The following is a 22,720-nucleotide window of genomic DNA, read 5'->3' on the forward strand; positions in this document are numbered from 1 at the left end:
GCGGGCCGGTCACGACACACCGGCCCGACTCGAATATATGTTCGAATGGCGTTACGATCCATGGTCATGACGACCCCCATGACCAGCAACAACGCTCCTCGTCCGCACGGTCAGGCCCGGTACCGCACCACCGCGCACGGGCTTCAAGTCGTCATCCCCACCCGGTGCCCCAGCGGCAGGCACGTCCTGTCGACCGACGGGTGCCGCATCTACGAAACCGGCACCATCCTGCACGTCACGTGCCGGTCGTGCGCCGGCCAGTCCATCGTGGACCACACGTGGTCGCTGACCACCCACGGCCGCAAGGCACTCTCCGCGGAGTTCGACGACCAGCCCTACCACTCCTTGCTGCGGACGGCACCATGACCAACAATCCCGTGATCAACAGCCCGTACACCCGTTTCAGCGGCGACGCCTTACACGGTTGGCAACCCATCGTGACGCCCGCGTGGGTGCAGCTCGACGCCATCTACGTCCGTAGCGCGGACGTGCCTGTGCACACCGTCGCGGACGGTCTCGACATGACCGGGCGGGTGCACGGCCACGTCTCCGGGTGGTGGCGCACCGTCAAAGGCGACTGGCTCGGCGTGGTCAACTACGCCATCCCGTTCGCCGACGGCCGCCAGCAGAAGCTCGAACTGCGCGACCAGCTCATCCCGGGCTACGCGCTCAGCAAGCGCGAAACCGCCTGACTACGGCCAGTCAACGCCCCTCCGCGGGATCTGACGGTGTGGCACCATCGCCACGTGACGAGCAAACCCGCCACACCGCAGAACCTGCGAGACCTCGCGCTGCTGCGCCGCGTGCGTGACCGGATCGACCGCGAGTACGCGCAGCCGCTGGACGTCCAGGCGCTCGCCTGCGGCGTGCACATGTCCGCCGGGCACCTCAGCCGTGAGTTCAAGCGTGCCTACGGCGAGTCGCCGTACGGCTACCTCATGACGCGTCGCATCGAGCGTGCGATGGCGTTATTGCGGCGGGGCGACATGAGCGTCACCGAGGTGTGTTTCGCGGTCGGCTGCTCCTCGCTGGGCACGTTCAGCACCCGCTTCACCGAACTGGTCGGCATGCCGCCCAGTTGCTACCGCGAGCAGGCGGTGCACGCGACCGCGGGCATGCCGCCGTGCGACGCCAAGAAGGTCACCAGACCGATCAGGAATCGAGAAGCGCGGCCATCCGCCCGCACCTAGGGTGGCCGCCATGAACAGCACCGACATCACCATTGCCCAGGCGTACCTGCCCCACAACGACCCGGACGCGGCGCTGGCGTTCTACCGCGACGTCCTCGGTTTCGAGGTCCGCGGCGACGTCGGGTACGACGGGATGCGCTGGATCACCGTCGGACCGCCCGGCCAGCCCGGCACCTCCATCGTCCTGCAGCCGCCCGCCGCCGACCCCGGCATCACCGACGACGAGCGCAGCATGATCGAGCAGATGATGGCCAAGGGCACGTTCGCGGGCGTCAACCTGGCCACCGAGGACGTCGACGCCACCTTCGAGCGGCTGCAGGCCAACGGCGCCGAGGTGGTCCAGGAACCGACCGACCAGCCGTACGGCATCCGGGACTGCGCGTTCCGCGACCCCGCAGGCAACCTCCTCCGTATTCAGCAGGCCGGCTGAGCCGCCGCGACGAGGGGGACGAAGAAGGAGACACGATGAGCAAGCCCAAGAAGGCGGCCACGCGGCCGCCTGCGCCGCACGCCGCCGACAGCCATGACCTGATCCGCGTGCAGGGTGCGCGCGAGAACAACCTCAAGGACGTCAGCGTCGAGATCCCGAAGCGCAGGCTGACCGCGTTCACCGGTGTCTCCGGCTCGGGCAAGAGCTCGCTGGTGTTCTCGACGATCGCCGCGGAGTCGCAGCGGATGATCAACGAGACGTACAGCGCCTTCGTGCAGGGCTTCATGCCGTCGCTGGCACGGCCGGACGTCGACCTGCTGGAAGGCCTGACGACGGCGATCATCGTCGACCAGGAGCGGATGGGCGCCAACCCACGCTCCACAGTGGGCACCGCCACCGACGCCAACGCGATGCTGCGCATCCTCTTCAGCCGGTTGGGCAAGCCACACATCGGCTCGCCCAACGCGTACTCCTTCAACGTCCCCTCGGTGAAGGCCAGCGGCGCCATCACCGTCGAACGCGGCGGCAAGACCAAGGCGGAGAAGGCGACCTTCTTCCGTCTCGGCGGGATGTGCCCGCGCTGCGAGGGCATGGGCTCGGTCAACGACATCGACCTGACCGCGCTGTACGACGACAGCAAGTCCCTCAACGAAGGCGCGCTCACGATTCCCGGCTACAGCATGGACGGCTGGTACGGCCGCATCTACCGTGGCTGCGGTTACTTCGACCCGGACAAGCCGATCCGCAAGTTCACCAAGCGGGAACTGCACGACCTGCTGTACAAGGAACCGACCAGGATCAAGATCGACGGCACCAACCTGACGTACGCCGGTCTGATCCCGCAGATCCAGAAGTCGTACCTGTCCAAGGACATCGACTCGTTGCAGCCGCACATCCGGGCCTTCGTCGAGCGCGCGGCGACGTTCACGACCTGCCCGGACTGCGGCGGCACGCGGCTGAGCAAAGAGGCGCTGTCGTCGAAGATCAAGGGGAAGAACATCGCCGACGTCTGCGCGATGCAGATCAGCGACCTGGCCGGCTGGGTCAGGAGCGTCAAGGAACCGTCGGTGGCGCCGCTGCTCGCCAAGCTGCAGCACCTGCTCGACTCGTTCACGGAGATCGGGCTAGGTTATCTGTCGCTCGACCGGCCCGCGGGCACGCTGTCCGGTGGCGAGGCGCAGCGCACCAAGATGATCCGTCATCTCGGCTCGTCGCTCACCGACGTCACCTATGTCTTCGACGAGCCCACGATCGGCCTGCACCCGCATGACATCGAGCGGATGAACAACCTGCTGCTCCAGTTGCGGGACAAGGGAAACACCGTGCTCGTGGTGGAGCACAAGCCGGAGGCGATCGCGATCGCCGACCACGTCGTCGATCTGGGCCCGGGCGCCGGTACCGCCGGTGGCGAGGTGGTGTTCGAGGGCACTGTGGACGGGTTGCGCACCAGCGGCACGCTCACCGGGAAGCACCTGGACGACCGCGCGTCCCTGAAGCCGTCGGTCCGGGCGTCGTCCGGCGTGCTGAAGGTGCGGGGTGCCGACGCCCACAACCTTCAGGACGTCGACGTCGACATCCCGCTCGGCGTGCTGGTCGTCGTCACCGGCGTGGCGGGCTCAGGCAAGAGCTCGCTGATCCACGGCTCGGTCGCGGATCAGCACGGCGTGGTGGTGATCGACCAGGGCGCGATCCGGGGTTCCCGGCGCAGCAACCCGGCGACGTACACCGGGCTGCTGGACCCGATCCGCAAGGCGTTCGCCAAGGCCAACGGCGTGAAACCGGCGCTGTTCAGTTCGAACTCCGAGGGCGCGTGCCCCACCTGCAACGGCGCGGGCGTGATCTACACCGAGCTCGGCGTGATGGCCACCGTCGAGTCCACTTGCGAGGACTGCGAGGGCAAGCGGTTCCAACCGGCGGTGCTGGAGTACAAGCTGGGTGACCGTGACATCAGCGAAGTGCTCTCGATGCCGGTGATCGAGGCGCTGGAGTACTTCAGCGAAGGCGAGGCCCGGACACCGGCCGCCCACAAGATCCTCGACCGCCTCGCCGACGTCGGCCTCGGCTACCTCACCCTCGGCCAACCGCTGACCACCCTGTCCGGCGGCGAGCGCCAACGGCTCAAGCTGGCGGCGCAGATGGCCGACAAGGGCGACATCTACGTCCTCGACGAACCGACAACCGGCCTGCACCTCGCGGACGTCGAGCAACTGCTCGGCCTGCTCGACCGGTTGGTCGACTCCGGCAAGTCGGTCATCGTGATCGAGCACCACCAGGCCGTGATGGCGCACGCCGACTGGATCATCGACCTCGGCCCCGGCGCCGGCCACGACGGCGGCCGGATCGTCTTCGAGGGCACGCCCGCGGACCTGGTCGCCGCCCGGTCCACTCTGACCGGTCAGCATCTCGCCGGCTACGTCGGCGGCTGACGGCCCGTCCATCGCGGCGCCACGGAAACGGGTGGTGGGACGGGGCTTACCACGTCTCGTCCTGCCACGTAGCCGTTACGTGTTCGTCGGCCACGGCACCGAATCCGACGCTTCCCACGTCGAGCGCCCTGCGTGAAGCAACGAAGACTGCGAGGGGATAAGCAGGTGGTGGTGCGCGATCCGCCAGATACGGCAGGGAAACCTGTGATTGCGCAGCAGCCCGGCGCAACTGCGGCACCGGCCTTTGCGGTCGGGCTGATGCAGGTCCAGGATCTCCCGCATGGCCGAGGCCAGGGTTCCCAGCTCGGTCGTCGCGGGTGTCACACTCGTGGCGAAGTCGGCATTGCTCGCCAGTCTTTCCAGCCCGGCAAGACGTTCCGTCATCGCGTCTCTCATCACCGCGGCGAATACGTACGTCATCAGATGCACCTCGTTCGAAGGCAGTTCGTTCCCGGAGACTTGGGCGCCGCACGACGCGGATCGCCATGACATGACCTCAACGACGAACACAACACCCATGGCGGCCAGGCAGCCGTCGCCGGCGATGAAGTCCGGCGAGTGCCCGGACGAGCACATCGCGGTCGTCTCTGGGCGTGCTGATCAGTCGATCGACGACGACGTGAGCCAAGCTCGTGCGGGGCGGGACGGCGACCACACCGGCTGCGATCTGACAGGAATTCCCGGAAGCGTCACCGATGTCCACAAGCACCTTGCTGTCCCGATACGGCACGCTGTGGCCTCCACTCGCCCCTCCGCCGCCGTCAGTTGCCAATGTTCCCTCTGTTGCCAGAATATCGGCAACGGAGGCAACGGGGGCGGATAATCCCCTGATCAGGCGACCGGGCGGGTGGCCTTCGGCCCTGCCTGCCTCGCTCCAGAGGGGCGTCGCGTCGTCGGCCGGACGAAGGCCAAGCCGGGAATCACGCGTTACGCCGCAGCACGGGCGTGATCCACGCGGCCGCCACGCCGGCCGCGAGCACGCACAAGCCCGCGGCGAGGCCGCCACGGGGACCCGCCGACACCGAGACGAAGCCTGCCAAGGCGGCCCCCAGCGGCTGGCCGATGCCCCACGACAACATCCGGCACGTGGTGTTGACGCGTGACTGTAGTTCCACCGGGATCTCCTGCTGCCGGTACGTGATCGCGTTGAGCACGACCGTCGAATGAGCGGCGCCCCACAGCACGGCCGCAGGCAGCGCGACGAGCCAGTACGAGCTGGCGAGAACAAGCAGCCCGCACACCAGCGAGATCGGCAACGCACCCAGCGTCACCCGCGCGGGCCGGAACCGTCTGCTCAGCATCGGCACAAGGCGTGACGCGGCCAGCCCGCCCACGCCCCAGCAGCTGAACAGCGCGCCAAGCCTGACATCGCCCGACGGCGCGATCCCCAGAACCTTGTCCGCCCAGGGAACGAGCATCGCCACCCACGCCCCGGCCCCCACGGCATGGGTCGTGCCCACGAACGTCAGCGTCCGGACAACCTTGTTCTGCCAGAGGAACCGCAGGCCCGTGGCGATGTCCACCTTCCCGCGAGTGGGCACGGACAGCGGAGCGCGGATACCGGCGACCAGCATCGCCGCGGCCACCGCGGTGACCACGTTCACGCTGACCAGCGCCGCCGGGGCCAACGACGCGACAAGCACGCCCGCCAAGGCGGGCACGACCAGCTCGATGGAGGTCGTGGTGGCGTAGAGCGTGGAGAACGCGGAGGTGAGGCGTTCCTTGCCGACGAGCGTGGGCAAGGCGCCGAAGTTGGCGGCGTCGAAGAAGACAAAGCAGGTCTGCACGACAAAGCCGACGACGATCACCTGCGTGGCGGTCAGAACACCGCTGTACCAGGCGATCGGGATGCTCGCCAGCGCGACTCCGGTGACGATCTCCATGCGCACCATCAGTTCCCGGCGCCGTACCCGGTCGGCCACCGCACCGGCCACCAGCCCGAACACCAGGTACGGCGCCGCTTCGCTCGCCGCGACCGCCGCCGTCCACGCGGACGACCCGGTGAGCTGGTAGACGAGGACCGGCAGCGCCACGATGGAGACCAGGCTCCCGACCAGTGACACCGCCCGTGCCCCGATGTAGCGCCGGAAGTCCCTGTCGGTGCGGAGATCGACTCGCGTGGCGTCCTGTGTCACAGCAGCAGCCTAACGAAAACAGTTACCGTTTTCATCCACATGCGGAAAAGAAGACGGGTCGTACCCCGCGTCAGCTCGAAGCGGCGTCATAGGAGCACATCGGCTTGCCGGTGAGGTCGTCCAGCCAGACCCGTCCCTTCACTCCGAAGACCGCGTGCAGCAGGCCGGCGTCGACGACCTCGTCGGCAGGTCCCTGCGTGTGGACCACTCCGTCGCGCAACGCCACGATCCGGTCGGCGTACCGCGCGGCCTGGCTCAGATCGTGCAGGACCGTGACGACGGTGAGCCCACGTTCCCGCTGCAACCGGCGCACGAGCTCCAGCACTTCCAGTTGGTGCCGGACATCGAGGTAGGTCGTCGGCTCGTCCAACAGCAGTACCGGAGCGTCCTGGGCGAGCGCCAACGCCAGCCTCGCGCGCTGCCTTTCCCCGCCCGACAAGTGATCCACCTGGGCGTCGGCCAGGTCCAGCACCGCGGTGTCGGCCATCGCCGTGCGCTCCGCGGCATCCTGGCCGTTGCCCAGCATGCCCAACGGCCCGCGCACCGCGTATCGCCCCTGCCGGACGAGTTGGCTGACGGTCATCGCGCCGACAGGCGGCATCGACTGCGACAGGATGGCCACCCGGCGGGCGATCTCCCTGCGCGACAGCGACTTCAGCGGATCGCCCTGGATTCTCACGACACCGTCCGCAGGCGGGAGCAGACCGGCGAGCACGCGCAGCAACGTGGACTTCCCGCATCCGTTGCGGCCGACCAAGGCCAGCCATTCCCCGCGTTCCACCGTGACCGAGACCTCGTCGAGGACGGTCCTGGATCCAAAGCGGACAGTGATGTCCTCGGCCTCGATCACCGCATACCTCCCACCGTCGCCGCGGATGTCCGCTTCGCCACGTGAATCATGACCACCGCACCGGCGACCGCCGTGACCGCGCCTGCCGGGAGACTGGCGTTCTGGGCGACGATGTCGGCCGCCGCCACAGTCGCCGCGCCGATGAGAGCGGACAGAGGCAGAGCGACCCGTTGGTCACTACCGACCAGCGCACGTGCCGCGTGCGGTGCGAGCATGCCCACGAACACCAATGCGCCGGTGGTCGCCGCGGCCACCGATGTCGTCAGCACGGCCAGCATCAACACCACGATGCGCCATGGCGTGACCGAAACGCCGACAGCCTTGGCGTGGTCGTCGTCGACGGCGAGAACGCCGAGCACGACCGTCACCAGGAACGCGCCCGCCAGGCCGATCACCAGGAACGGCCACAACGCCGACCAGTGTTCCCAGGTTCGCCCGTTCAAGCTGCCGACAAGCCATTGAGTCATCGCGCCGGCCAACTGAGGACGCGCGGTGAGCAGGATGAGTGTGGCGCCCGCGAGCATCGCCGACAGCAGGACGCCGATCACCGCGAGCCCCAACGGATCCGAGCCGCGCAGCGACGCCACCAGCCAGAGCACTCCGCCGCCCAGCATGCCGCCCAGCAGGGCGAGCACGACCATCTCGATCGGTGACTCGCTGCCGATCGTCGTCGCGACCACCGCGCCGAGGATCGCGCCCGAACCCACCCCCGTGACTTCCGGTGACGCCAGGGGATTGCGGAGCGTCGACTGGAGAATCGTGCCGGCCACTCCGAGACACGCTCCGGCGCCCAGGCCGACGAGGACACGCGGCGCCCGAAGTTCGACGATGATCTGCCGCTCGGTGCCGTCCCCGCCGAACAGTGCCGCCAATGCCGTCACCGGAGACATCGACGACCCGGTGAGCAACTGGACGAACGCCAGCACGGCCGTGACCACGACCATCGGAATGAGCCACTTCATGCCGGCACCCGCCTTCGTCTGCGGGACAGCACAAGGATTCCGACCGCGACACCGATGACGGCGGTGAGGCCACCGACCGGAAGTTCGATCGGATAGAGCACCGTCCGTGCCGCCAGGTCCGCCGCGACGACGAGCAGGGCGCCGAACACCATCGACCAGAACGCCGACGCCGTCCCGAGCGCGCGGGCCAGTTGCGGCGCGAGGAATCCGATCCAGGCGATCGGGCCGCAGAACCCGACAACGACAGCGATCAGCAGACAGGACACCGTGAGCACCACGACCCGGGCGCGTCCGGCGTTCAACCCGGCCGATGCCGCCGCCTCGTCACCCAGCCGCAGTACCTTCAACGAAGGCAGGCACAGGACCGCGAGCGGCGTGACCACGGCCAGCGCGATTCCCACCACCAGGACGTCAGCCCAGTCCGTCCCGGTCAGGGAACCGAGCAGGTACCGCACCAGGACGCCCTGATCACGGGAGTCCGCGAGGGCTGACGCGGCCAGCAGGACGGCTTGCAGCGCGGCACTCACGGCCGCACCGATCAGCAACGTCGCCTCCGGCCCGACCGCGCCCCGCACCGCCAGCAATGTCAGTCCCGCACCGACGGCCGCCCCGGCCACGGCCGGAAGCAGCGGCGCGCCCGGCACGGTGAGTCCAAAAACGACACAGACGGTCACCGCGGCGGCGGCACCACCGGAAACGCCAAGGAGTTCCGGTACGGCCAGCGGGTTGCGCAGCGACTCCTGGAGCATCAGCCCGGCGACGCCGAGCGCGCCGCCCGCCAGCAGCCCGAGCAACAGCCGCGGCGCCCTCAGTTCCACGACGACGATGTGCTCGATGCCGCCCGCGAAAAGCCGGTTCACCCCGACGAACGGGGTCCCCAGCATGAGCGAGCCGATGATCAGCAGGACAGCGAGGACGGCCAGGAAACCGCGGATCAATTCGCGGGGACCTTGGCGAGGGCCTCGTCGATCACGGCGGTGAGGCTGCGCGTGCCCCGGCCGGAACCCCACAGTTTCGCGTGCATCTCGTGGACGTGTCCCTGCTGGACGGCTGGGATCTGGCGCCACACCGCGTTGTCCGCGAGCTGGGCGCTCAACGTGCGGTCGTTGCTGGAGAACAGCAACGAGTACACGAACACCACGTCCGGCTGCTTGGCCAGCAGCTCCTCGACGCTGTAGTTGCTCGCGGTCGTGACGTCGGTTCCCTTGGCGGGGAAGGGATACGTGAACAGCTGGCCGAGCAGGTGGCCCTTGAGCGAGTCACTGGTGTCCACGCCGATCGAGTCGGCGCTGCCGTACATCAGCAGCACCTTCCGCTGCGCCTGGCTGTTCTGGTGCGTGGTGGCGACAGCACTCGCGAGCCTGTCCCGGAACCGCTGCTCGGCGCTGGTCGCGGCGTCCGTCCGGCCGGTGAGCGCGCCCAGTGCCCGCAGGGATTCCACGGACTCCGTCCAGGTCGCCGGCTCGACCAGCCACAGCGGCGCGAACTTCTCCACCGCCGGGCGAAGCCCGTCGTGCACGCCCGGCAGGCCGATCACCAGATCGGGCCGCAGCGCACTGATGCTTTCGACGTCCTCGGACCCGAACGTGCCCTTCACCACCGGCACGGCCGCGCCCCGCTCGCCCAGCAGCGCCGGGTGCGTCAGCAGCGTCGGATTGCTTGTCGCGGCAGGCACAATGCCCAGCTCGGTCAGCACGTCGTCGCACATCCCGTTGAGGCACACGATGCGTTCGGGTGCTTTGGGCAGCGTCAGCGGCTTGCCGCCGACGGTCACCGTCAGGCTTGCTTGCAGCGGCTGGACGGTCCGGTCGATCACCGGGGTCTCGGCGCGCCGCTCAGGGGCACCGCCTTGGGCCACCGGGGCCGAGCAACCCACGACCAGCGCTAAGAGGGCGAACAGGGCCACTCGCTTCACGATCGATCCTCACGTTGAGATGGAAACGATCGTCATTATCGTGTTCGACAATGATCCGGTCAAGCTCCGCGCCTGCCGGTGTGATGAGCCTCCGAGGGCCCCGATGACCTGGGCTTCTCGTGAAGTGGCCACGGTGGTCGCGTAGATTGGCGGAGTGCGCCCGGTGTTCGAGTTCGGCTTGCTGGGCCCGGTACAGGCGTACCGCGGAACCACCCGGCTGGAACTCGGGCCACCCAAACAGCGCCTGGTGCTCGCCGTGCTCCTGCTCACCCCGAACCGGCCCGTTCCGCTCGACCGGCTCGTGGACCTGACCTGGCCGGACTCCCCGCCACCCACGGCACGCACCGCGATCCACGGCCGGATCTCCCGGCTGCGGGCCGTCCTGGCCGCGACCGACGGACCCGATCACGGTGTGTCGTTGGACAGCGAAGGCTCGGGCTACCTGCTGCGCGTCGACCCGGCGCTGGTCGACGTCCACCGTTTCACCGCGTTGCTGGCGCAGGCGCGGGCCGCCGGGCAGGACGATCATGCCGTTGCCTTGTACGACCGGGCGCTCACCCTTTGGCGCGGAGCACCCCTGGACGGTGTGGCGTCGGACTTCGTGCGGCGTCAGCTGTGTGCCGAGCTGGTGGAAGCGCGGCTGAACGCGGAGGAGGAACAGGCCGAAATCCGGCTGCGGCTGGGGCAGCACAGGGACTTGGTCGAAGTGCTGACCGGGCGGCTCGAGGTGGACCCGGCACGGGAGCGCACCGCGGGACAGCTCGCCCTAGCCCTCTACCGCAGTGACCAGTCCAGCCAGGCGCTGGACGTGTGCCGCCGTACACGTCGTCACTTGCACGACGAGCTGGGCATAGACCCGGGTCCATCGTTGCGCGAACTCGAAGTGGCCATCCTGCGCAACGACGCTTCCCTGGCCGCTCCCGCCGCCGCCCGTCCTCGCCCGGTCGTCGCGCTGCCCTCGCATCTGCCCGCTGAGCCCGCGGGTTTCACCGGCCGGGCCGTCGAGGTACGGCGGTTGACCGAACTGCTGTCCGGCGCTCCGACAACGGTGACCGTCACGGTGATCTCGGGCGTCGCCGGTGCGGGCAAGACGGCACTGGCCGTGCACTGCGCCCATCAGGTGTCTACGCGCTATCCGGACGGGCAGTTGTACGTCGACCTGCAGGGATACCACCAGAGCGAGCCGATGCGGCCGGTGGACGCGCTCGCGCTGTTCCTGCGGGCCCTTGGCGTCGCGCCGACCCAGGTCCCGGCCGACGAGAACGAAGCCGTCCTGCTGTACCGCTCGCGGACGGCGGGCCGCAGAGTGCTGGTGGTCCTGGACAACGCGAGCTCAGCGGACCAGGTGCGGCCGTTGCTGCCTGGGGCCGCGGGCAGCGCCGTGCTGGTCACCAGCCGGGACGACCTGCGTGGCCTGACCGCGTTGGACAGCGCCGTGCCGCTGCGTCTGGACACGTTGACGCCCATGGAGTCGCTCACTCTGCTGAGCCGGGTTCTCGGCACGTCACGGGTGGAGTCCCAACGCGGCGCGGCGGAAGACCTGGCCCGGCTGTGCGGCCACCTTCCGCTGGCCCTGCGCATCGCGGCAGCGCACCTCGCCGCCCGTCCGACGGAACCGATCGAGACGTACGTGCGTGCCCTCGACGAGGGCAACCGCCTGGGCATGCTGGCGATCCCGGAGGATTCACGCGCCGCCGTCGAGACCGCGTTCGACCTGTCGTACCGGACGCTCACCGCCGACCACCAGCACCTGTTCGGCCGGCTGGGTCTGGTGCCAGGACCGGATTTCACGGCAGCGGTCGCGGCGGTGCTGACCGGCTTGCCGGTGCCCGACACCGAGACCGGGCTGGACCGGCTCGAAGCCGCCCACCTCGTCCGGCGGCACGCGCCCGGCCGGTACCGACTGCACGACCTGCTTCGCTTGTACGCCATCGCACGCGCCACGGACAAGGACGTCCACCGCCTGCTCGCGTATTACCTCCACAACGCCGATGCCGCGGCCCGCAGGCTCTATCCGCACAAGATCCGGCTGCCTCTGCCCGCGCCGCCGCCCGGACTCGTGGTCACCGAGTTCCCCGACACCGGCACGGCCTCGCGCTGGCTGGACAGCGAACTGCCCAATGTGATCGCCGCGATCCACTTCTGCGCACGCGAAGGACACCACCAGACCCTGTGCCTGCTCGCGGACACCCTGCGCGGCTACTTCTACGGCCGCGGCTTCGTCTCCGAATGGCTTGCCGTGGCCACTGCCGCACGGCAGGCCGCCTCGGATCCCATGCTGGCGTGTGCCGCCGAACTCAGCCTGGGCGACGCGTACTCCGTCCGCAGCAGGCACGCTCAAGCCCGTGAACACCACGAGGCGGCACGTTCACTGGCGCGCCAGGCGGGCTGGCTGGACGCCGAGTCCACCGCGTTGGGCACGTTGGGCGTCATCTACCGGGAGTCGGGCCGGTTGCGTGCGGCGATCGACAGCTTCACCGAGGCGCTGGAGATCAACGTCCGGCAGGACCAGCCGCACAAACAGGTGCTGGATCTGGTGAACCTCGGCGGTGCGCAGGCGATGCTGGGTGACCTGCGGCAAGCCGCCGAGTCGTTCCGCCGGGCGTGGCTGGCCGGGCGGCGGGTGGAATCCCCCAGCGGCACGGCGATGGTCCTGCAGTGCCTGGGCAACACGGACCGGCTGCTCGGCAAGCTGACCGACGCCACCGGGCACGTCACCGAAGCCCTGGCCCTGTACCGCGGCACCGACGACGTCCTCGGCCAAGCCAGCGCCCTGGACAGCCTCGCCTCGATCCACGCCGACGCAGGCCGATACCGCGAGGCACGGCAGACCGCGACCGAGGCACTGGAGCTGGCGCGGAAAATCGACAGCCTCCGCGTCGAATCGGCGGCGCTGAACACCCTGGGCACAGTCCACCACCTCCAAGGTGAGCCCTCGGCGGCTCTGGCGTGCCACAGCGAGGCACACCAGATCGCCGTCACCGCCGGCCTGTCCAGCGACCTCGACGCGCTGGTCGGCATCGCCAACGCGAACGTCGCTTTGGGTTCGTACGCCGAGGCTTCGTCCACGGCGAACCTCGCTCTCAGCCGCGCTCTGGAGACCGGCCACCGCTTGCTCGAAGGCCAGGCTCTGTCCGCCTTGGCGCTCAACGCCCTCGCCGTTGGCGCCGAGGCCGTTTCCCTTGCGCGCCAGGCTTTGGCCGTGCACCGGGAAACCGGCTACCGCCTGGGGATCGCACGGACTCTGCGCACGTTGGGCGACGCGGTGTGCCAGGTCGAGGGAACCAGGTCCGCGCTGCCGCACTGGCAGGAAGCAGTCGAACTCTTCACCGGCATCGGTTCACCGGAAGCCATTGAGCTACGGCGGAAGATCAAGGCGGAGTAAGCCGAAGGGCCCCTTGTCTCAGTACGTGAAGACGGTGGCGAACTTGACCAGCTCGTCCGCGGTGAGCGGAACGCCTGCCCGATCCGCAGGGACGGATCAGCGTCGGCGGCAGGCAGGTCGGGAACCACACCGTCACGTGACTCGGACCGACGCCACGGACGCCGACGCTCGTTCATCCAGCATCGGAGCAAGGTCTTACGGGCGTACGCGTCGACGGCGTCCGGTTCGCGCAGTCTCGGCCGTCCGGCGATGGTTGCACGACTGGCCGGTGTGCCGGCCCGCGCTTGGGGTAACTCCTATGTGGACCGGATCCGCACGCGGGCCACCAGGAGAGACACGGGCATGAAGCGCAGGGTCGAGACCTATTACCAGGAAGGCATGTGGAAGAACCGGATCGCCGGCAACATGCGGGCCTCCAGCAGGCACTCGACCAAGGCCGAAGCCGAGGCCCACGGCCAGGAGATGGCCCGCAGGCTCGGCCTGGAGCACGTCGTGAAGAACCCGGACGGCACGATCAGGAAATGAGCGCGGACGTCAGCGGACCAGTTCGTCCGGCACGGGCAGGCCGAGCGCGACGAGCAGCCGCGTCGTCCTGATCTCCGCGTAGACCTCGCCCTCGTCGACCTCGTCACCGTCGTGGCCACGCCGTGCCTGCCGGTCGACGAGGTAATCCGTGATCACGCTTTCGGTTCGGCGCACGGCTTCGTCGTCCGTTTCGCCGTGCACCTCCGCCCACCACGCTGCCAGGCCACGCGCTTCACGGGGCACGTCGACGGTGACGTCAGCGGGCGTGTCGCCGAGGTGAGCGACACCGCTCCCCGGCCCTTCCGGGTGGTATTCGAGCGTCGTGAACTCGCTGTCGTGCACGTCGACCACCAGCCAGGGGCCGGCGACGTCCGGTGTGTCACCGGACCGCCACCGCGTCCACTGCCGGCCGTCGTACAGCAACGTGCCGGAATAGCCCATGGTCAGGTCCGGCCCTCGAGGCCTGCCGTCGAGAGCAGGTCCTGCCGGTAGTCCGCCGGCAACTGGGCGGTCAGGTCGTCGAACTCCCCCGGCGACACGCCGCCCTTCAGCGCGGCCACCACGGCACGGGCGTGCTCACGGGCGCCGTCGTGTGTGCAGCCGCGGTCCTCCACCTGCGCCACACGACGGTAGAACTCCTCCACGCCGAAGGTGGCGCCCTGGTCGGCAACGGGAAGCGCCTCGGCGAGCGCGGGAGACAGGCCGCCTGACTCGGCTCCGCTCAACCGCTCCCCCAACACCGACAAAGTCGCCCTGGTGGCCGCGGTCGCGTGCTCGTCGTCCTCCAGTCCGGCCTTTCCTCGCACGGCCGACGCGATCTCGTGCTCCTTCATCGCACCTCCTGTCGTCACACCTCCCCCTCCGCGTACCCCGTACGGGCGGTGCGACACATGGTCAGGCTTGGGCGGTGAAGTCCTCGATGGACGACCGTGGGTCGCCGGAACGCACCAGCACCACGCCCGCAAGGCTCAGGGGTGCCGGTTCCCGGAAGACCATGCGGTCCACGTCGAGGGTCGTCGACGAACACAGTCACCCGGCCGGCGTCAACCGATCCGTGGCCACGTTCGGCACACCCAGAACCTGACAGGCTCTGGCAAGGTGACAGACATGTCTTCTCATTCCGACGAAGCGCCCGCCCTGTTCGGTCCGGAGTTCGATCGGAATCCCGCCGCCGCGCTCCAGTGGTTGCGCGAGAACGCCCCGGTGTACCGCCTGGCCTTCCCGGGCGGGGCGTGGGCGTGGTTCGTCACCCGCTACGACGACGCTGTCGCCGCGCTGGCCGATCCCCGGCTGGCGAAGAACCCGCGCAAGGGCAACGTCGAGTGGCAGCGGTCCGGGATGGGCCTGCCGCTGGACCACCGGGCCTCGCTCGTGCGGAACATGGTGAACACCGATCCGCCGGACCACGCCCGGCTGCGGCGTGCGGTACGCGGCGCGTTCACCCCGCGCCGGATGGAACAGCTGCGCGTGCGTACCCAGCAGGTCACTGACGAACTGCTGGCCGCGATCCTGCGGAAGGACACCGCCGACCTGATCGAGGACCTGGCGTATCCCCTGCCCATCACGATCCTGTGCGATCTGCTCGGCGTGCCGGAACAGGACCGTGCCGAACTCCACCGCTGGGCGAAGGTGATCGACTCGTCCGACGACACCGCGGTGCACTCCGTGCTGGAAGCCACCGACGCGCTGGAGGCGTTGGTGGTCAAGGTCGTGGCGGGCAAACGCCGGGACCCGGCCGAGGACCTGATCAGCGAGCTGATCGCGCAGCAGCAGGCGGGCACGCTGAGCGCCGACGAACTGACCTCCACGGTGTTCCTGCTGCTGATCGGCGGGCACGAGACCACGGTGGCGCTGATCGGCAACGCGTTGCTGGCGCTGCTGACGCATCCGCGGTACGCGGACGCGGCGCGCGCCGACGCGGGCCTGCTGCCCGCGATCATCGAGGAGTCACTGCGCCTGGACCCGCCGACCCGCAACGCCACCTGGCGGTTCGTCACCGAGCCGATGACACTGGCCGGTCAGCCGGTGAACCCCGGCGACGCGGTGCTGATCTCGTTGCTCAGCGCCAACCGTGACCCGGGAGTGTTCGCCGACCCGGACACGTTCCAGCCGCGGGAACGGGATCACAGGCACCTGGCGTTCGGGCACGGCCCGCACGTCTGCATCGGCGCGGCGATGGCCAGGATGGAGGCGACCGCGGCGATCGGCACCGTGTTGCGCACGCTGCCGAACATGCGCTTGGCCGTCCCCGCCGAGGAACTGGTGTGGTGGCCCAGCCCGATCATGCGCGGCCTGTACGCCCTGCCCGTCCACCCAACCCCCAGCTAACCCCTCGTGAGGGTTTATCGGCGTTCTAACCCTGATAAACACTCACGAGGGGGAGCGGCCGGTGAGGAACTGCTGCACCATCGGCCCGAACCGGGCCACCAGCTCGTCGACGGGCGCTGAGGCGATCGGCTCGATCTTGAAGATGTAGCGCGCCACCGCGAGTCCCAGGATCTGCACGTTCAGCATGCCCACGCGCAGTGCGGCGTCCGGCACGTCGAGCAGTTCGACCAGCCGCCCGTTGATCTCCCGGTCGATGAACTCGCGCAGCAGTGCCTCAGACTCCTCATGGGTGGGCGCCGACCGGGTGAGCACCGCGAGCGGGGTGCGGTCGGACTTGTCCATGTTCTCCAGCAACGTGCGGATCACGCGTTCGCCGATGCCGTCCAGCCCCCCGGCGAAGATCGATTCGAGCGCGGGCGGGAGGTGCGCCGGCATCTCGGTCGCGGCGGCGAACAGGCCCTTCTTCGTGTCGAAGAAGTAGAACACCATCGCCGGGTCGACGTCCGCCCTGGCGGCGACCGCGCGCACGGTGGTGCCGCCGTAGCCGTTCTCACGGAACAGCGCGCGGGCGGCGTCCAGGATGCGCTGCCTGCTTTCCGCGCCGGATCGCCATCGGCCGGGGCGGGCGGGGGAACTGTGTTCTGCCATGACGCGGACGAGTCTATCGGAGTTTTCTTCATCGGCTGATGAAGATTCGTGTACGGTGAACTTCATCAGGCGATGAAGAAACCGGGGTGGTTGTCGTGCGGGTGATCGTGATCGGTGCCGGGCTCGGCGGGCTGACGCTGGCCCACGGCTTGCGCAGAGCCGGGATCGACGTGGTGGTGTACGAGCGGGACAGCGCGCAAGGTCGTCCGCAGGGCGTGAGCCTGCAGTTCGACGACCGGGCGATGACCGCGCTGCGGGCCTGCCTGTCGCCGCAACACGTCGCCATGGTCGAGGCCACCATGGGCGGGCAACGGGACCGAATCCAGTTCCTGTCCGAAGTAGACGGCGAGCTGGAAGTCGTGCGCACGCGACCGTCCCCGCGGCCCGGACGACAGGTCAACCGACGGCTGCTGCGCGCGATCATGCTGACCGGGCTGGAGAACACCGTGCGGTTCGGCGCGGAGTTCACGCGGTTCGAGCAACAGGCGGATGGCACTGTCCAGGCGTGGTTCGCTGACGGCAGCACGGATCGCGCCGACGTCCTGGTCGGCGCGGACGGGATCGGTTCGGCCGTCCGCCGCCAGCACCTGCCGGACGTCCAGGTGGTCGACACCGGTAAGCGCATGCTGATGGGCGCGACGCCGCTGCGTGCCGTGGCAGGCACCGGACTGCCCGATCTGATCGGCCACAATCCCGGCAACGCCAAGGGAATGGTCCTGGCGGTGCACAGGTTCGCCGAACCGGTGACCGATGCCGAGGACTACGTGATGTGGGCGCTGCCCTTCACCCAGGAGCGGCCCGCCTCCGCCACGGAACTGGCCAGGGAGCTGCATCCGACGTTGCGGCTGGTCGTCGACGAAGCCTGGCAGGACGTCACGGTCGCGCTCCGGCTCGGGATGATCCCTCCCCTGCCCGAATGGCCCGCCGGACCCGTCACGTTGCTCGGCGACGCACTGCACGCCGCCCCCGGCTTCGGCGGCAACCTCGCGACGCAGGACGCGCACCGCCTGCGTGACGCACTGGCCAAAGCCGCCAGGGGCGAACAGGATCTGCTCACCGCGATCGGCGAATACGAGGACGCGGCGCGGCGGGTCAGCGCATGAACTTCAGCGCTCTCACCCAGAAGTCGCTGTCCCTGTTCGCCGCGGTGGGCGGGTGGCGCACGGTCGCCGAAGGCGTCGCGTCGAAGACACTGTTCCTGATCGTCTACCTCCTGACTGATCACGTGACGACGTCCGCGCTGGTGGCGGTCGGTGGTGTGCTGGTGTTCGCGGTGGCGCGGTTCTGGACCGACCGCAAGGTCTGGCAGGCGTTGATCCCCTTGGTGATCGTGACGCTTTCGGCGGTGCTGGCCGGCAGCACCGGGCACGGAGTGGACTTCTACCTCTCCGGGGTGGTCATGTCGGCGGGCGCCGGAGCTGTCGTCCTGGTGTCCATGCTCGTGCGGTGGCCGGTGATCGGACTGGCCGTGGGGGCGGTGCGGGGTGAACGGTTCGGGTGGCGGCGGGATCGGGTACGGCTGCGGCGTTACCAGGCGTGCACCGGGATCTTCCTGGCGAAGTTCGTCGTCTCCACCGCCGTCCAGCTTCCGCTGTACCTGGAAGGGCAGGTTGTCGCCCTCGGCATCGCGAGCACACTGGTCAACACTCCGGCGATGGGCATCTGTGCGTACCTGTGCTGGCGGATCCTGCGAGTCGAAGCGGACTTGTTCACCGGACGCACGTCTGGTTGATCTGCGAATTCGGCCGGGACCAGGCACAGTTGTCGGTGAACCCGATTGCCTTGTGGTGACGCGCCGAGGAGTTGACGCGGAGGGAATCTGATGACTGGACGGCTCGGCATCGACCACGTGACGCCCCACGTGGAGTGCGGGCGTTACCCCGTCAAGGCCGTCGTCGGCGAATGCCTTCCCATCCACGCCACCGTTTGGCGTGAAGGGCACGACGCGGTCGCGGCCAGCGTCGTCTGGCAGGGACCCGGCGGCACAGCGCCCCGGACCGTGCGCATGAGCCCTCATCCCGAGGAACCCGACCGCTGGCTCGCCACGGTCGTGCCCGACGAGACCGGCATGTGGTCCTTCCACATCGAAGCGTGGAGCGACCCGTGGTCCACCTGGCGGCACGCCGCCGAGGTCAAGGCGGCGGCCGGGCAGAACGCCGAGGAGATGGCGAACGACCTGGAGATCGGCGCGCGGCTGCTGTGCACGGTCGCCGAGCGCCCGCGGTACGCCACCGACCGCGGCGGCGAGAGCCGGCAACTGCTCACGCTGGCGGCCGCCGCCCTGCGGGACACCGAGCGCCCGCTGGCGGACCGGCTGACCCTGGCCCTGTCACCGCCGGTTGAGCGGATCATGACCGAGGACCCGGTCCGTGAGCTCATCACCGAAGGCGAACGCCACGAGGTCTACGTCGACCGGCAACGGGCCCTGTTCGGGTCCTGGTACGAACTGTTCCCCCGGTCCACGGGTGGCTGGGACGCCGAGCGGCGTCCGGTGCACGGCACGTTCAAGACCGCGGCCGAGGACCTGCCGCGCGTGGCCGCGATGGGGTTCGACGTCGTCTACCTCACTCCCATCCATCCCATCGGCGAGGTGAACCGCAAGGGCCGCAACAACACCCTGCACCGCGAGCCGGACGACGTCGGCTCGCCGTGGGCGATCGGGTCGGCCGACGGCGGGCACGACGCCATCCACCCGCGACTGGGCACCATGGCGGACTTCGACGACTACGTCGCGGCCGCGGCGGACCTGGGCCTCGAGGTGGCGCTCGACCTGGCGTTGCAGGCCGCGCCGGACCACCCGTGGGTCAAGCGGCATCCAGAGTGGTTCACCACCCTGCCGGACGGATCGATCGCCTACGCGGAGAACCCGCCGAAGAAGTACCAGGACATCTACCCGCTCAACTTCGACAACGACCCCGAGGGCATCTACGCGGAGGTGCTGCGGGTGGTGCGGCACTGGGCCGAGCACGGCGTGCGGATCTTCCGGGTGGACAACCCGCACACCAAGCCGCCGAACTTCTGGGAATGGCTGATCTGGAAGGTCAAGGAGCAGTACCCGGACGTGCTGTTCCTGTCCGAGGCGTTCACCCGCCCGGCCCGGCTCTACGGCCTGGCGCGGCTCGGGTTCACCCAGTCCTACACGTACTTCACCTGGCGCACCGGCAAACAGGAACTGATCGAGTTCGGCCAGGAACTGGTGGCGCACGCCGACGAGGCACGGCCGAACCTGTTCGTCAACACGCAGGACATCCTGCACGCCTCGCTGCAACAGGGCGGGCCGGGGATGTTCGCCATCCGCGCGGTTCTCGCGGCCACGTTCTCGCCGACGTGGGGCGTGTACTCGGGCTACGAGTTGTTCGAGGACACGCCGTTACGACAGGGCAGTGAGGAGTACCTCGACTCGGAGAAGTACCAACTGCGGCCCCGTGACTACGCCGCCGCACGCGCCGAAGGCCGGTCACTGGAACCGTTCCTGACGCGCCTGAACCAGATCCGCCGCGCCCACTCCGCGTTGCAGCAGTTGCGCACGCTGCGTTTCCACCACGTGGACAACGACGCGATGCTGGCGTACTCGAAGGTCGATCCGGCCACATCGGACACTGTGATCGTCGTGGTGACGCTGAACCCGTTCGGCACCGAGGAAGCCACGGTGTGGCTGGACCTGCCCGCCATCGGCATGCAGTGGAACGACCAGTTCACCGTGGCCGACGAGATCACCGGCGAACGCTACACATGGGGTCAGGCCAACTTCGTGCGGTTGCAGCCGTGGCGGGCGGTCTCGCACATCCTCACGGTCGTGCGCTGATCGGGACAAACACCGGCGTGCCGGAGCATGATGTCGGTCATGACAGCCTCATCTCAGCCCCGTGTCCTGGTCACCGGAGCCGCCGGCCGGGTCGGGTCACGCTTCGCCGAGTTCGCCGCGGGCCGTTACCGGCTGCGGCTTTCCGACCGCCCTCAGGCGGACATGTCCGCTCTGCACGCGTACGGCGAAGTGGTTTCCGCCGACCTGACCGATCCGGACGCCATGACCGCGCTGTGCTCCGATGTGGACACCGTCGTGCACCTGGCCGGTGAACCCAGACCGGACGCGGGCTGGGACACCTTGCTTCCGAGCAACGTGATCGGCGCGTACAACGTGTTCGAGGCCGCCGCGGGCGCGGGCTGCCGCCGGCTGGTGTTCGCGTCGTCGGTCCACGCTGTGGTGGGCTATCCCGAGGACAAGCAGATCCGCGTCACCGATCCGGTCAATCCGGCCACGCTCTACGGTGTCACGAAATGCTTCGGGGAAGCCCTCGGCCGGTATTACGGCGAGCAGCGCGGCATTTCCGTGATCGCGTTGCGGATCGGCGCGTACCAGACGCGCGAGTCGGCTTTGACCATCCGGGGCGAACGCATCGACCACGTCTACATCTCGCCGCGGGACCTCAACCAGCTTCTGGTCCGGGCCATCGAGTTCGACGGCGACGGCTTCCTGATGGTGAACGCCACCAGCGAGAACTCCATCCAGCACCTGGACCTCACCGAGGCGAGAACGGTGCTGGGCTACGCGCCCGTCGACGGGTTCGTCGACGGGCGCCTTCACGCGGAGTAGGTGTCAGAGAGCAGCGATTGTGGCTGTGGCGTCGACGATTCCGGCGCCACAGCCGCCCGTGCACGTCCCGGGCAACGGCCGGACGTGGGCTTTGAGCGTCGACTCCACCTGTGCCGGGGCGAGCGAGGTTTCGCCGAGCATCAGCGCGGCGAGACCGGCGACGTGCGGGGCGGCCATGCTTGTGCCCATGTAGGTCTGGTAGCTCTCGGCCGCGGCGACCGTGGCCCCGGCGTTCAAAGTGGACAGAACGCCGTCCTGCGGCTTGGTGCGGGTGCCGGGCGGGTCCGTCTCGTTGCGGACCTCGCCACCGGGCGCGGTCACGTCGATCAGGGCACCGAAGTTGGAGTAGAAGGCCCGGTTGCCCTGGCGGTCGTTCGAGGCGACCGTCACCGTGTTGGAGCAGTTCGCCGGCGTGAAGTTGGCGACGTCCGCGTTGGAGTTACCGGCCGCGACGACCACAGTGGTGCCGCGCGACACCGCGCCGTTGATCGCCCGCTGGTACGCCTGCGCGCACCGCCCGCTGCCGCCGAGACTCATGTTGATGACCTTGGCGGGGTTGGGGTTGACGTCGACGCGTGGCACGCGGCCACCCGAGGCCCACGTGATCGCGTCGGCGATGTCGGACGTACGGCCGCCGCACTTGCCGAGCACGCGGAGCGGCAGGATCTTGGCCTTCGACGCGACACCGGCGACGCCGACACCGTTGTTGCTGACCGCGGCAACCGTGCCGGCCACATGCGTACCGTGCCAGCTCGAATTGCTGGGATTGACCTGGCCGCACTCTCCCGCGGCGTACCAGTCGCCCTCGTCGGTCGGGTCGGCGTCCCGCCCGTCCCCGTCGCGCGCGCTCGCGGCGTCACTGATGAAGTCGTAGCCGGGCAGCACGTTCGCCGCCAGATCCGAGTGCTCGACGATGCCGGTGTCGATCACCGCGACCGTGACGCCGGTGCCGTCGGCGGTGTCCCACGCACCTGGCAGGTTCATCCCGCCGGTGGGCTCGAAGTAGTGCCACTGCTCCGGGTACCGCGGATCGTTGGGAACGGCCTGCGCGGTGACGATCAGGTCAGGCTCCACGCTGGCCACCCCGGCCTGGCGGGCCAGTTGGCCCATCAACCGCTGCGCACCGGCGCGATCCAGCCCCCGGGCGGCAGGCCTGACGACAAGTCCCCCACCGGCCATCTCCCGCACGGTCGTGACTCCCGAAAGCGTGACACCCCGTGCAGCGGCATCACTGAAGGTGACAATGAACTGGTCGTACCCGCTTGGAACAGGCGCCGCGGAAGCGCTGAACGCAGGCATCGCGAGACCAGAAGCAGCAAGACAGGCACTGAT

The 22,720-nt window shown here is 69.0% G+C and carries 22 protein-coding genes; 12 read left to right on the forward strand and 10 right to left on the reverse strand.

Annotated elements, in window-relative coordinates; all coding sequences use genetic code 11:
- Window positions 1-66 precede the first annotated feature (66 nt).
- Genes GC106_RS36225 through GC106_RS36245 form a run of 5 tightly spaced genes read left to right on the forward strand, consistent with a single transcriptional unit; the run spans window position 67 to window position 4,046 of the window.
- On the forward strand, window positions 67-366 hold the full coding sequence (locus GC106_RS36225; protein WP_173139958.1) for a hypothetical protein: 300 nt from the start codon (window positions 67-69) through the stop codon (window positions 364-366).
- Complete coding sequence (locus GC106_RS36230) at window positions 363-692, forward strand: hypothetical protein (RefSeq protein ID WP_217281408.1); 330 nt, start codon at window positions 363-365, stop codon at window positions 690-692. Before GC106_RS36225 ends, GC106_RS36230 begins: the two co-directional genes overlap by 4 nt.
- A gap of 54 nt (window positions 693-746) precedes the next feature.
- A complete protein-coding gene (locus GC106_RS36235; protein ID WP_173139959.1) occupies window positions 747-1,190 on the forward strand; it encodes a helix-turn-helix transcriptional regulator in 444 nt (147 codons plus the stop codon).
- Between the two features lie 10 nt (window positions 1,191-1,200).
- A complete protein-coding gene (locus tag GC106_RS36240) occupies window positions 1,201-1,620 on the forward strand; it encodes a VOC family protein (RefSeq protein ID WP_173139960.1) in 420 nt (139 codons plus the stop codon).
- A 35-nt stretch (window positions 1,621-1,655) separates the two neighbouring features.
- The gene (locus GC106_RS36245) at window positions 1,656-4,046 is read left to right on the forward strand and encodes an ATP-binding cassette domain-containing protein (protein ID WP_173139961.1); all 2,391 of its coding nucleotides are present in this window, start codon (window positions 1,656-1,658) and stop codon (window positions 4,044-4,046) included.
- A gap of 75 nt (window positions 4,047-4,121) precedes the next feature.
- On the opposite strand, the gene GC106_RS36250 is transcribed toward GC106_RS36245, so the two are convergent.
- The 6 genes from GC106_RS36250 to GC106_RS36275 form a co-directional block, all read right to left on the reverse strand.
- Window positions 4,122-4,466, reverse strand: coding sequence for a hypothetical protein (locus GC106_RS36250; RefSeq protein WP_173139962.1), 345 nt, complete (start codon window positions 4,464-4,466; stop codon window positions 4,122-4,124).
- 500 nt (window positions 4,467-4,966) lie between these two features.
- The gene (locus tag GC106_RS36255; RefSeq protein WP_173139964.1) at window positions 4,967-6,181 is read right to left on the reverse strand and encodes an MFS transporter; all 1,215 of its coding nucleotides are present in this window, start codon (window positions 6,179-6,181) and stop codon (window positions 4,967-4,969) included.
- Between the two features lie 70 nt (window positions 6,182-6,251).
- Window positions 6,252-7,031 carry an ABC transporter ATP-binding protein gene (locus tag GC106_RS36260; protein ID WP_312873168.1) on the reverse strand — a complete coding sequence of 260 codons (780 nt, stop codon included), beginning with the start codon at window positions 7,029-7,031 and terminating at the stop codon, window positions 6,252-6,254.
- Entirely contained in the window at window positions 7,028-7,993 is a 966-nt protein-coding gene (locus tag GC106_RS36265; protein ID WP_173139965.1) for a FecCD family ABC transporter permease, read from the reverse strand. Before GC106_RS36265 ends, GC106_RS36260 begins: the two co-directional genes overlap by 4 nt.
- Window positions 7,990-8,931, reverse strand: coding sequence for an iron chelate uptake ABC transporter family permease subunit (locus GC106_RS36270; protein WP_246367591.1), 942 nt, complete (start codon window positions 8,929-8,931; stop codon window positions 7,990-7,992). Before GC106_RS36270 ends, GC106_RS36265 begins: the two co-directional genes overlap by 4 nt.
- A complete protein-coding gene (locus tag GC106_RS36275) occupies window positions 8,928-9,908 on the reverse strand; it encodes an ABC transporter substrate-binding protein (RefSeq protein ID WP_312873170.1) in 981 nt (326 codons plus the stop codon). The genes GC106_RS36270 and GC106_RS36275 overlap by 4 nt, the downstream gene beginning before the upstream one ends.
- 154 nt (window positions 9,909-10,062) lie before the next feature.
- Between GC106_RS36275 and GC106_RS36280 the strand changes: the two genes are divergently transcribed.
- Together GC106_RS36280 and GC106_RS36285 are read left to right on the forward strand one after the other, a co-directional pair.
- Window positions 10,063-13,293: an AfsR/SARP family transcriptional regulator gene (locus GC106_RS36280; protein ID WP_173139966.1), complete on the forward strand. Its 3,231-nt coding sequence runs from the start codon at window positions 10,063-10,065 to the stop codon at window positions 13,291-13,293.
- 342 nt (window positions 13,294-13,635) lie between these two features.
- Window positions 13,636-13,818 carry a DUF2188 domain-containing protein gene (locus GC106_RS36285; RefSeq protein WP_173139967.1) on the forward strand — a complete coding sequence of 61 codons (183 nt, stop codon included), beginning with the start codon at window positions 13,636-13,638 and terminating at the stop codon, window positions 13,816-13,818.
- Between the two features lie 9 nt (window positions 13,819-13,827).
- On the opposite strand, the gene GC106_RS36290 is transcribed toward GC106_RS36285, so the two are convergent.
- Complete coding sequence (locus tag GC106_RS36290) at window positions 13,828-14,259, reverse strand: hypothetical protein (protein WP_173139968.1); 432 nt, start codon at window positions 14,257-14,259, stop codon at window positions 13,828-13,830.
- A 2-nt stretch (window positions 14,260-14,261) separates the two neighbouring features.
- A complete protein-coding gene (locus tag GC106_RS36295) occupies window positions 14,262-14,651 on the reverse strand; it encodes a DUF2267 domain-containing protein (RefSeq protein WP_173139969.1) in 390 nt (129 codons plus the stop codon).
- Window positions 14,652-14,925: 274 nt separating this feature from the next.
- On the opposite strand from GC106_RS36295, the gene GC106_RS36300 reads away from it, so the two are divergent.
- A complete protein-coding gene (locus tag GC106_RS36300; protein ID WP_173139970.1) occupies window positions 14,926-16,146 on the forward strand; it encodes a cytochrome P450 family protein in 1,221 nt (406 codons plus the stop codon).
- A gap of 42 nt (window positions 16,147-16,188) precedes the next feature.
- Here GC106_RS36300 and GC106_RS36305 read toward each other — a convergent pair whose 3' ends face one another.
- Window positions 16,189-16,794, reverse strand: coding sequence for a TetR/AcrR family transcriptional regulator (locus GC106_RS36305; protein WP_173139971.1), 606 nt, complete (start codon window positions 16,792-16,794; stop codon window positions 16,189-16,191).
- 95 nt (window positions 16,795-16,889) lie between these two features.
- Between GC106_RS36305 and GC106_RS36310 the strand changes: the two genes are divergently transcribed.
- The 4 genes from GC106_RS36310 to GC106_RS36325 all read left to right on the forward strand — a co-directional run bounded on the left by GC106_RS36310 (window position 16,890) and on the right by GC106_RS36325 (window position 21,388).
- Window positions 16,890-17,897, forward strand: coding sequence for an FAD-dependent oxidoreductase (locus tag GC106_RS36310; protein WP_312873171.1), 1,008 nt, complete (start codon window positions 16,890-16,892; stop codon window positions 17,895-17,897).
- Window positions 17,894-18,526: a DUF3159 domain-containing protein gene (locus tag GC106_RS36315; RefSeq protein WP_173139973.1), complete on the forward strand. Its 633-nt coding sequence runs from the start codon at window positions 17,894-17,896 to the stop codon at window positions 18,524-18,526. The genes GC106_RS36310 and GC106_RS36315 overlap by 4 nt, the downstream gene beginning before the upstream one ends.
- A gap of 90 nt (window positions 18,527-18,616) precedes the next feature.
- Entirely contained in the window at window positions 18,617-20,599 is a 1,983-nt protein-coding gene (locus GC106_RS36320; protein WP_173139975.1) for an alpha-1,4-glucan--maltose-1-phosphate maltosyltransferase, read from the forward strand.
- Window positions 20,600-20,638: 39 nt separating this feature from the next.
- The gene (locus GC106_RS36325) at window positions 20,639-21,388 is read left to right on the forward strand and encodes an NAD-dependent epimerase/dehydratase family protein (RefSeq protein WP_173139977.1); all 750 of its coding nucleotides are present in this window, start codon (window positions 20,639-20,641) and stop codon (window positions 21,386-21,388) included.
- A gap of 3 nt (window positions 21,389-21,391) precedes the next feature.
- On the opposite strand, the gene GC106_RS36330 is transcribed toward GC106_RS36325, so the two are convergent.
- The gene (locus GC106_RS36330; RefSeq protein WP_246367662.1) at window positions 21,392-22,567 is read right to left on the reverse strand and encodes a S8 family peptidase; all 1,176 of its coding nucleotides are present in this window, start codon (window positions 22,565-22,567) and stop codon (window positions 21,392-21,394) included.
- Between the last annotated feature and the right edge of the window lie 153 nt (window positions 22,568-22,720).

The sequence above is a fragment of the Kibdelosporangium persicum genome, from assembly GCF_013280595.1.
GTDB lineage: Bacteria > Actinomycetota > Actinomycetes > Mycobacteriales > Pseudonocardiaceae > Kibdelosporangium > Kibdelosporangium persicum.